Origin of the sequence: Streptomyces sp. A1277, assembly GCF_004795015.1 — a bacterium.
GTDB lineage: Bacteria > Actinomycetota > Actinomycetes > Streptomycetales > Streptomycetaceae > Streptomyces.
Genome location: NZ_SSBI01000053.1, coordinates 48,967 through 58,601 on the forward strand (window position 1 = coordinate 48,967; position 9,635 = coordinate 58,601).

The 9,635-nt window shown below is 68.6% G+C and carries 8 protein-coding genes; 6 read left to right on the plus strand and 2 right to left on the minus strand.

The features are described 5' to 3' along the window. Nucleotides 1–54 precede the first annotated feature (54 nt). Together E6R18_RS35090 and E6R18_RS28785 are read left to right on the plus strand one after the other, a co-directional pair. Nucleotides 55–201 carry a hypothetical protein gene (locus E6R18_RS35090; protein ID WP_168712465.1) on the plus strand — a complete coding sequence of 49 codons (147 nt, stop codon included), beginning with the start codon at nt 55–57 and terminating at the stop codon, nt 199–201. Further along, on the plus strand, nt 198–1,376 hold the full coding sequence (locus E6R18_RS28785; protein WP_136319807.1) for a methyltransferase domain-containing protein: 1,179 nt from the start codon (nt 198–200) through the stop codon (nt 1,374–1,376). The genes E6R18_RS35090 and E6R18_RS28785 overlap by 4 nt, the downstream gene beginning before the upstream one ends. A 333-nt stretch (nt 1,377–1,709) precedes the next feature. On the opposite strand, the gene E6R18_RS28790 is transcribed toward E6R18_RS28785, so the two are convergent. Next, nucleotides 1,710–2,588, minus strand: coding sequence for a hypothetical protein (locus E6R18_RS28790; RefSeq protein ID WP_136319808.1), 879 nt, complete (start codon nt 2,586–2,588; stop codon nt 1,710–1,712). A gap of 335 nt (nt 2,589–2,923) precedes the next feature. Here E6R18_RS28790 and E6R18_RS28795 point away from each other — a divergent pair, with 335 nt between their 5' ends. Then, nucleotides 2,924–3,856, plus strand: coding sequence for a phosphotransferase (locus E6R18_RS28795; protein ID WP_136319809.1), 933 nt, complete (start codon nt 2,924–2,926; stop codon nt 3,854–3,856). Nucleotides 3,857–3,968: 112 nt separating this feature from the next. On the opposite strand, the gene E6R18_RS28800 is transcribed toward E6R18_RS28795, so the two are convergent. Beyond that, on the minus strand, nt 3,969–4,796 hold the full coding sequence (locus E6R18_RS28800; protein ID WP_136319810.1) for a hypothetical protein: 828 nt from the start codon (nt 4,794–4,796) through the stop codon (nt 3,969–3,971). Nucleotides 4,797–5,012: 216 nt separating this feature from the next. Here E6R18_RS28800 and E6R18_RS28805 point away from each other — a divergent pair, with 216 nt between their 5' ends. From E6R18_RS28805 to E6R18_RS28815, 3 genes are all read left to right on the plus strand, one after another. Next, entirely contained in the window at nt 5,013–5,696 is a 684-nt protein-coding gene (locus E6R18_RS28805; protein ID WP_136319811.1) for a hypothetical protein, read from the plus strand. An 89-nt stretch (nt 5,697–5,785) separates the two neighbouring features. Continuing rightward, nucleotides 5,786–7,210: a transcriptional regulator gene (locus E6R18_RS28810; RefSeq protein ID WP_240799888.1), complete on the plus strand. Its 1,425-nt coding sequence runs from the start codon at nt 5,786–5,788 to the stop codon at nt 7,208–7,210. 2 nt (nt 7,211–7,212) lie between these two features. Continuing rightward, complete coding sequence (locus E6R18_RS28815; RefSeq protein ID WP_136319812.1) at nt 7,213–9,039, plus strand: DEAD/DEAH box helicase; 1,827 nt, start codon at nt 7,213–7,215, stop codon at nt 9,037–9,039. Nucleotides 9,040–9,635: the final 596 nt, after the last annotated feature.

The window sequence follows — 9,635 nt, forward strand, 5'->3', positions numbered from 1 at the left end:
ACCGCCTGTAACACCGCCACGACCACGAGACCACTCATCGAGAGGACGGAACACATGCGCACGACGCACAGCACCACGACCTTCGCGGACGGCGGCGGGGACGGCCTGCCCGGCACCCCGTGGCCCGGCCCGAAGGACCCGCCGTCGCCGGACGGCGGCCCCGGCGTCCCCAACCCGCCCAAGTCCGTGTCCGCGGCATGAGCGGGAAGACGGCAACGGCGTACCCCACCCGCGAGGAGGTGGGGTACGCCCTCTCGGCCGCCGGCGTCCTGAAGACGGAGTGGCTGGACGCGTACGCCCACGTACCCCGGGAAGCGTTCCTGCCGGAGAGCATGTGGCCGTTCGACATGGCGACGGGCAGGACGGTCCACGTCTCGCGGGCCGACGACGTGGACGCGTGGCGTGGGTACGCGTACGCGGACGTGCCGATCGTCACGCAGTGGGACGACGGCGACCACGAGGGCAGGGAGCCGGGACGCATGTCCACCTCGTCAGCCTCCATGCCGAGCGTGGTCTTCCGGATGCTCGACGCCCTCACGGTGGACGACTACTGCCGCGTGCTGGAAATCGGTACGGGGACGGGCTGGAACGCCGCCCTCCTGGCCCACAAGGTGGGTGAGGAGAACGTCGTCAGCGTAGAAGTGGACGCCGCCGTGGCCGTACGGGCACGAGAGGCCCTGGTCCACTTCTTCGGCGCCCCGATGGAGATCATCCACGGCGACGGCTACGCGGGCGCGCCGGGCCACGGCCCCTTCGACCGTGTCATCGCTACGTGCGCAGTCCGCGAACTCCCCTTCGCCTGGGTGGCGCAGACCCGCCCGGGCGGGATCGTCGTCGCCCCGTGGGGAACGGACTTCACGAACGCGGACGGGCTCGTCAAGCTCAGGGTGGGGCCGGACGGAGACAGCGCGAGCGGTCACTTCACGGGGCCCGTCGAGTTCATGAAGCTACGGGCGCAGCGGGCGGCCCCGATCGACCACGAGGCGTACGCGCCCCGCCCGCCGGACTCCGCCCCGTCACTGGAATCGGGCCCGGCACCGGCGGACCTCGCGGCCGGCGACCGCTTCAGCGCCCTGACGTTCGCGCTGGGCCTGCGCGTACCCGACTGCACGTACATCGCCGCGCGGAAGCAGCACGGCGCCCAGCCCCACTGGTTCTACAGCCGCAACGACCGCTCCTGGGCCTGCGCACTTACCCAGGACGGCCAGGACACCCGCGTCTGGCAGCACGGCCCCCGCCACCTCTGGGACGAGGTGCGAGCCGCCCACGGCTGGTGGCTGGCCCGAGGCCGCCCGGAGTGGCCCCGCTTCGGGCTCACGGTCAGCAGCGCCGGCCAACGCGTGTGGCTGGACGAGCCGGGGAACTGGCTGCTGTAGGGCGGCGTACGGGCCCGGGCCCCCGGTTCGGCGCGGGCTCGCGGCGGCCGTCGCTCGCGACAATGGCCGCATCGCGCGCCGGGGGTACCCGGCGTCCACCAGCCACCCGCGGCGACCGGGGGGACGTCAATCGCACCTCAGCGCGTTTCCGTCCCCGCACCCCATGGCCGTGCCGTCGCCGTGTCCGGCCGCCGCTGCCACTCGCGCTTCAGCAGGTCCCGCCCGCACTCCCGCTCGTCCGCCCGACCGCCCGACCGCCCGACCGCCCGACCGCCCGGACGGGCGGACGAGCGGACAAGGACGGACCGGACCGGACCGGTGCGGGGGCATGGGTCACGACTTCTGCTGGGTCTGCTTGACGATCTTGTCCGTCACGTCGACCGTGTCACCGGAAGCAGGTGTACCGATGGTGACATCGGTCCCGAAGTCGCTGAAGTCCATGACCACCTTGGCCTTGCCGTGTTCCGCCGAGCCGGATGCCTTGCTGCCCCCGGTGGGCTGCGCGGTCATCTCGATCTGCTGCCGCCTGGTCAGGCCCTTGCCATCGATCCACAGATCCACGGGCACGGACGTCCCGAGCTGTTCACGCAGCTTCCTGGCCTGCTTCGCGTCCCCCTTGGCGAGCTTGTCGATGTCGAGATCGACTCGGTAGTGGGTCGTCTCGACGCCTCCGACCTTCTCCTTGCCGACCTTCTTCACGTCCTTTTCCGAGAGGGACTTGGAGTAGGCGAAGGAGTCGGACGGGTCATTCACGTCGCTGCTGCCGGCAGCCCCGGAATCGCGCAGCTTCCGCAGATCGATCTTCATCCAGCTCTTGCCTTCGGGGAGGGCACCCTCGCCTTCCGGCGGCTTCTGATAGATCACCTGGTCCACGACGCGCTGCTCCAGCCGCTGGCCCCCCTGCTCCAGAGTCAGCCTGCTCTTCCCGCCGTCGAAGTCCATGACACCCGAGCCCTTGACCGTCTGACTCCGGCCGTCCGCACTGACGGAGGTCGTGATCTTCACCCGCGCCGACCCGGCCTTGGTCGTGTTCGCGTTCGTCGCCTGCACCACCTGCGAAGGCGACCGCTCGGCTCCGCCACCGGACCCGGACGGCTCCGCCGCGGAGCCGGCCTTGTCGTCCGAACCGCAGCCCGTCAGCGCTGCCGCGGCCAGCACCCCGGCCACCCCGCCCACGGCCGCCTTCGACACCCGGAACTTCACACTTGCCATTACGGAACCCTCCCCGATTCGAAACGCATACGTCAGATGTGCGCCCGGTGCCCACAGGGTGATCCCGTATGCGAACCGCCGATCGTTCTACGCCTCCCGCAGTACTTCGCGTCCAGACGAAACCAGCCGTGATCGGCAAGGCGCACGTGTAGCGGCTACGTGTAGCGGCTACACGCAGCGCTCCCGGCACGGCTCCGCCGGCCCGCGCGCCATTGCTTCAGCGGCGGGAAGCAATGGCGCCCGGGCGCCGCGGTGATCGTGTACCGGATCGGCCGCGGCGGGAGCGGCCGGCCGAAGGCAGTGACCGTGACGTTGCCCGGCTACGCTGGCCCGGCATGAGCCCTACCCGCGCCGCCATCGAGATCACGGCCGACCTGATCCGGGACCTCCTGCGCGACCAGCACCCGGACCTGGCCGACCAACCTCTGAAGCTCGGGGCGCGCGGCTGGGACAACCAGCTGTGGCGGCTGGGCGACGACCTCGCCGTGCGGCTGCCGTGGGCGACGGAGTCCGCGGACGAGCTGCTGCTCAAGGAACACACCTGGCTGCCCGCCCTCGCCCCGCACCTTCCCCTGCCGGTCCCCGTCCCCCAACGCCTGGGCGTACCCACCGCGCGCTTCCCCCGTCCCTGGCTGGTCACCACCTGGGTGCCGGGCGACCCGGCCGACCGCGCCCCGGCCACGCGCGGTGAGGAGGCGGCCGACGCGTTGGCCGCGTTCCTGACGGCCCTGCACCGCCCGGCCCCCGCCGGTGCGCCCGCCGGCCGGGGACGCGGCGGCCCGCTGGCCCCGTACGCGGAACACTTCGCCCACAGCCTCGCCGCGGTCACCGAGAGGGGCCTGACCCCGGACCCGGACGGTGTCCGCGCGGTCTGGACGGACGCGGTCGCCGCCCCGGACTGGACGGGCCCGGCGCTCTGGCTCCACGGCGACCTGCATCCCGCCAACGTGCTGACGTCGAACGGCACGTTCTGCGGCGTGATCGACTACGGCGACCTCTTCGCAGGCGACCCGGCCAACGACCTCGCCGCCGCCTGGACCCTGCTCCCGCCCACCGCCGTGGACCACTTCCACGCCGCCTACCGCCCGACCCCGGACGCGGCAACCCTCCGCCGCGCCCGAGGCTGGGCGGCCCTGCGCGCACTGGCCGCCCTGCTCATCGCGGACGACGGCGACCGGGGCCTGCCCAACGGCAAGCCGACGTGGGGACCACCGGCCCGGGCGGCGCTGGGGCGGCTGGTGGGGGCGGTGGGGGCGGTGGGGCGCTGAGGTCGGCCGGCTTGCCCGCATGCGAGCGGGGCGGGGCAACGCAGCCCCCGTACAGCCCCATGCCCTGACTCTGCGCGTTGCCCCGTCGCCAGCCCCTGCGCAAACCCCTGCTCTACGGGACGGCGGATGGCTCCGGGGCCCGCATCGCGGCCGTCAGTATGAAGGTGACGTCCTCGTGCTGGCCGGCGTCGCCCAGCGCCGCCGCGATGTTCAAGACGGCCTGTCGGTCTGTTCGTTCAGCAACGTTGATCAGTATCGCGTCGGCGGCCTCGTGCAGGCCAGCAGTCCGGCAGGAGCCGACAGCGTTGACGATGTCCGGGGCGGAGTAGGACGCTCCCGCTTGCCAGAGCAGGAAGCCTGCGTCGTGTTTTCGGTCATCGGCAAGGTACCTGGCCACCAGTTCAGTCTCCGGCCAGGTGAGCTCCGCAGCGTCTGCGGGGTGCCGGTCCCCCATCGGGCGGGGGACCGGCACCCTGACGCGTTCCTGCGGCAACGAAATCTCGCGCCGCCGGGCACGGCGGCGGAGGCGTCGTGCCCGTGCCAGCCCAGGATTCGCAACGATGGGCGAAGCCGGCTGCGGCTGTCCGGACTGCTCTGACGCCGCCGGGTGGCCGACAAGGCAGCACTCGCAGTGCTTCTCCTTGGCGCGGGTGCGGAATTCGAGGAGCGCGTCCAGCGTGTGGGGAAGCCGCCCCTGACCGGATGCGGTGGCATCCTTCTCCACTACCGCGTAGAAGCCCCGCAGTAGCGTTTCGTCAGGGATGCGGCCACCATTTAGGTGGTTTGAGAGAGTTGTCGGCTCCTGGTGGGCGTCCTTCGCGATGTCCGCCTGAGTTCGCGGGCTGCATTCCCGGATCTCACGCAAGGCCGTCACCAGAGACCGGTGGGCGGCGGTGATGTGGGACGGCAGCTCTTTCCAGGTCCTGCGTTTGACGGCCACGCATGCCTTCCGTTCATTTGGTGGTGCCAGGCGGACACTAATTGTGTCTGAGGCGGTGGCATTTCGGGAGTGTGTGGATGTTTTCTGTAAGCCCTCGAAACCCTATGGAACCTGGCGTGGCGGGCCGTCATGCGGTCAGAGTGGTGGTGTCCGCGAAGGGCGCCGACTACCCGACACCCTTCGACTGCCGTGTACCTGACATAAGGGGGCCTCTGCATGACTCTGCCGTCGTGGCAGGACGAAAAGCTCGGAACGATGAAGCGCGCTGCGCTCTGGCTGCTGACTGTCGTGGAGGAGGGCAACGTCTTCACCAAGGAGGAGGTCAAGAACGCCTTTCCCGGTATCAGTCAGGCGGACCGCCGGGTCCGCGACTTGCGCGACTACGGCTGGAAGATTGACACCCACCGGGAAGACGCTCTCCTGGGCCAGCACGAACAGCGGTTCGTCGCGCAGGGGCAGCCCGTCTGGGAGCCTGGCAAGGCCACCAAGAGCAGCTCGGCCCTTACGGACACTCAGCGCCGGAAGATCCTGACCCGCGACGGCAACCGCTGCCGGTCGTGCGGAATCACGCCCGGCCAGGAGTACGCCGACACCTTCGAGACCGCTCAGATTGACATCGCCCGACGGAAAGTGAAGCTGCCCAACGGCACCTCTTCGGTGCAGCCCATCGCGGAGTGCAACCGCTGCCGCGTGGGTGGCCGCTCACTGGAAGCGGACCTGAGCGCCGTACTGGAAGGCATCTCCAAGCTCGGCGGGTTGCACAAGCAGACGCTCACGGACTGGGTCGCCGCTGACGAGCGTGAGTTCAGCACTGTGGAGCGGCTCTGGGCCGACTTCCGTACGCTGCCGGCTGAGTCCCGCGACGAGGTTCGCAAGGCCCTCGGGCTTCCGGCCGCCTGAGACCCGCTCTCAGCTCATGGCGGGGCCGCTGCGGCCGGCGGCCCCGCCATGAGCTGAGATGAACCCTTTGAGTAAGAGGAGAACGGACCGTGACCGTGAACGCCGGGGAATTCGGCCTGCCGCCGCATGCCGCAAAGAACAAGGTGACCGTCGAGCAGCGTCTTAGGGACGTGTCCGCCGGCGGCGGACTGCAGGAAACCCTGACCATCGAGTGGCGGACGAAGCCGCAGGTGGTGCAGGTCATCGATATGCCAGTGCACGCGCTGTACTACAACCCCGGAACACACCGCATCCGGGCGCAGCGCAGCTACGACCCGCAGCTGGACCGCCGGCTCGACGAAGACCCGTGGAGCGACGAGAGCCAGGATTATCTCGATCACCTTCTGAAGGCTGAGCCCTCTGACCCCTCGAAGCGGGACAAGGACTTCGATGCGCTGAAGCAGAGCCTCGCGGACTTCCGCCAGAACGAACCTGGGCTGATTACCCGTGAGGGCATTCTGGTCAACGGCAACACCAGGGCCGCAGCACTGCGTGAGCTTGCCGTGGCCGAGATCCGGGTGGCAGTTCTGCCGGACTCCTGCACTTGGGCGGACATCAACCGTGTCGAGCTGTCACTGCAGCTGCGCCACGACACCCGTCGGCCCTACTCGTACATCAACAGGCTGCTCACGATCGACGAGCAGGTTGAGGCTGGTCGCCCGCTGAAGGAGGTCGCGCGGGACTTCCGTATCCGGGAGTCGACGGCCGAACAGGACCTGTGGGTGCTCTCCTGCCTCCGGGACCTGAGCGACAGGTCGGCGGCTGATGGCGTACGGCTCCGGCTCCTCGACTTCGAGGACGCCCAGGAGAGGCTGCGCGAGGTGCACCGCGCCTACGCCAAGGAATCCAAGAACCACGTCCAGAAGGCCGAGCTGCTGAAGGAGAACCGTCTCGCGGCCATCGTGATGGACTTCTCCAAGACCGATGTCCGTCTCATCGAAGCGGAGTTCCGCGAGCGGTACCTGGAGCAGCGCCTGCCGGAAGGACTGAAGCCGGCCACAGCTGCGTCCTCCGGGCGTGTGATCCCCGGGATCAACCGTGCGGTGAAGGCTGAAGAGCCCAAGGTCGCTGCGGCCCGTGCCTTCACTGACTCGGTGCTCCGGGCGAAGGCGGTGGTCCGGGCAAAGAAAAAGGTGCCCTCGGCCCAGCTGGAAGCGGCGTCCACCGTCTTCGACACAGCGCGCAAGGCGGTCGAGGACGCGCTTGAGCCCGCTGGCAAGGACGCCCGGGTCCGCAAGAGGAAGCAGGCTGCCCCCGACCGTCTCAACGATGCCTGCCAGGACATCGAACAGTGCATCACCGACATGGTGCTGGCGAGCGGAGCCCGCAGCCTGGATGAGGAAGCTCTGGACGAGGCTGTTCTCAAGCTGAAGGCCACTTTGAAGAAGCTGGCCCAGGCCACGGCTCAGACCATCGAGGTGCCCGGCGAGGGCGTCGAGTGGTTGCGTGAGGCCGTACGGCGGGACCCCTCGTGACCATGACACCTGACGAATCGTCCCTGCATATCAGTTTCGATGTCACGCGGACCAAAGCCCTCCTGCGCGCCGGCGAGCCTTACCGCAGCGATCTGACGCGGCTCGCGGCCAGATTCCCTGGCGGCAGTCCGCGTGGACGCCTCGCCTTGGAGCTGGATCTCGATGACTTCCTGGTAGGCATCGATGCGCTGGCTGACTGGCCGCACCCCGACTCTGTGGTGTGGGCGGACGAACTGAGTGCTCTGGTAGGGGAGGTACTGGATGATGCCGACCGCGCTGAAGAGCAGCTCCAGTCTCCCCGCCCGGCCGAGGCGTGGGACGACAGCGCTGTGGAAGCAGCGCTGGGGGCCAGCTGGCGCGCTGGCCTCACGGAGTTCCAGCGTCGGGATATCGCGCGGCTGCTGTCCCTCCGGCACGGCGCCAACTTCAGCGTCCCGGGCGCCGGGAAGACCCGCGTCGGACTGGCGGTGTATGCCGCGATGCGCGAGTGCGGGGATGTATGCCGACTGCTGGTGGTCAGTCCGAAGTCCGCGTACGAGTCGTGGCTCTCGGAGAGTGAGTACTGCTTCAAGGAACCGCCGCACACAGTCGTGATGGGGAAGAGCCCTGACCACAGGGCCGAGATCATGATCGTCAATTACGAGCGTCTGGACAGGTCGCTGGCCGCACTGGCGGACTGGCTGCGCGGCACGCCCTCCATGATCATCCTCGATGAAGCGCACCGGATGAAGCTGGGGGCCAGGGGAACGTACGGAAGCGCCTGCATGGCACTGGGTCCCCTGACCCGCCGACGTCTGATCCTCACGGGGACTCCGGCTCCGAATGGAGCGCGGGACCTGGAGAATCTTCTGTCGTTCGTCTGGCCCGGTCATGGGCGCAGAGTGGTGACGCAGGCTGTAGCCGGCGGTGATCTCGCGTACGCGAGTTCTGTGCTGCGGCCGCTGTTCACGCGGACGACGAAGAAGGAACTGGGCCTGCCTTCCTTCGAGACGCGGATCCGGAGGCTGAAAATGCCGGAGCTGCACCGTGAGGTGTACGACGCGCTGGTGGGCCGGTTTACCCCGAGGGCTGAGACATCGCGTGATGAGTTCGACGCCCTGGGCAAGGCGATGCTGCGCCTGCTGATGGCGGCCACTAGTCCCGCGCTGCTCATTGAGGGCGAGAGCCGCTATGAACCGTTGACCTATCAGGTGCCGCCGCTCGAAGTGCCAGAAGGCGAGTCCCTGTATGCGCTCATGCGGAACCTGCCTGCGCACGAGCTTTCTCCGAAGTACAAGGAAGCTCTAAATATCGTTGCGACGAACACTGCGATGGGGCGCAAAACCCTTGTATGGGCGACCTTTGTGCGCAGCATCACCACCATGGAGAGCCTATTCAGCGCGTACCAGCCGGCGGTCGTTCACGGCGGCACACCGGACCGGGAGGAGCAGATCAGGCGGTTCCGCGAGGACCCTGACTGCCACGTTCTCCTGTCCAATCCGGCCACGCTTGGCGAGGGCATCAGCCTGCATCACGTATGTCATGACGCGGTTTACGTCGACCGCGACTTCATGGCAGGACGGTTCCTGCAGAGCTTGGACCGCATTCACCGGCTCGGGCTGGCGCCCGATACGCAGACGCGCGTCACCGTGCTGGCGGTCGAGGGCACGATCGATGAGGTGGTGGCTATGCGGCTTGAGGAGAAGCTTGAATTCATGGGGCGGATTCTGGACGACCCCGCTGTACAGCAGCTTGCCGACCTGGAGGACGAACCGTCCGGTGCCGCCGGTATGGACATGGCCGATGTCCGCGCCCTGCTGAGCCACGTCAGTGCTGTCGCCGCCCACTGAGGCGACGCGCCGGGCGGCGCTTCGCTGGCTGGCTGAATTGCGCGTGGCTGGAATCCCGCGGGTACGGGCTCTCTTCACCCACCATCCGGGCTACTCGGACCTCACGCCGGCTCAGTACGCCGAGGGCCTTGCCTGGCTCAGGCGGACAGGGATGGTCACCATGGCGGGCCGGCCCGTTGTGGACCTCAGCGACAGTGAGGTGACGGATGGCGCGGGGCCTGCATCGGTCCCTCGTGTGGTGTGGAGCCGGACGGCGGAGGAAGCGAGGAAGGCCGTCGGAGCTGCGGGCGAACAGGCGCTGCTCCGGCTGCTCCGTGACGGCGGCGTGCCGCACGTCAGACATGTGGCCGCGGAGTCTGACGCCTATGGGTATGACATAGAAGCAGCGCGCTCTGTCTCTGAGCGGGCACACATCGAGGTTAACCTCGCGCTTTCGCGAGGTGGGGTGTCCGATGCTTGATCAAATAAACGGAGAGTGCCCCTGACCTGCAACGATGGGACTTGTCTAGGGTCCTGTGGCTGCACGGAAAGAAGCACTCTCCAGGTGAAGAAGCGTATCGGGTCGTACCCGCGTGTCCGCATCGAGGGCGGTGGCC

Coding starts and splice junctions, on each gene's coding strand:
- E6R18_RS35090 (WP_168712465.1), top strand. CDS start 55: ATGCGCACGACGCACAGCACCACGACCTTCGCGGACGGCGGCGGGGAC.
- E6R18_RS28785 (WP_136319807.1), top strand. CDS start 198: ATGAGCGGGAAGACGGCAACGGCGTACCCCACCCGCGAGGAGGTGGGG.
- E6R18_RS28790 (WP_136319808.1), bottom strand. CDS start 2,588: ATGGCAAGTGTGAAGTTCCGGGTGTCGAAGGCGGCCGTGGGCGGGGTG.
- E6R18_RS28795 (WP_136319809.1), top strand. CDS start 2,924: ATGAGCCCTACCCGCGCCGCCATCGAGATCACGGCCGACCTGATCCGG.
- E6R18_RS28805 (WP_136319811.1), top strand. CDS start 5,013: ATGACTCTGCCGTCGTGGCAGGACGAAAAGCTCGGAACGATGAAGCGC.
- E6R18_RS28815 (WP_136319812.1), top strand. CDS start 7,213: ATGACACCTGACGAATCGTCCCTGCATATCAGTTTCGATGTCACGCGG.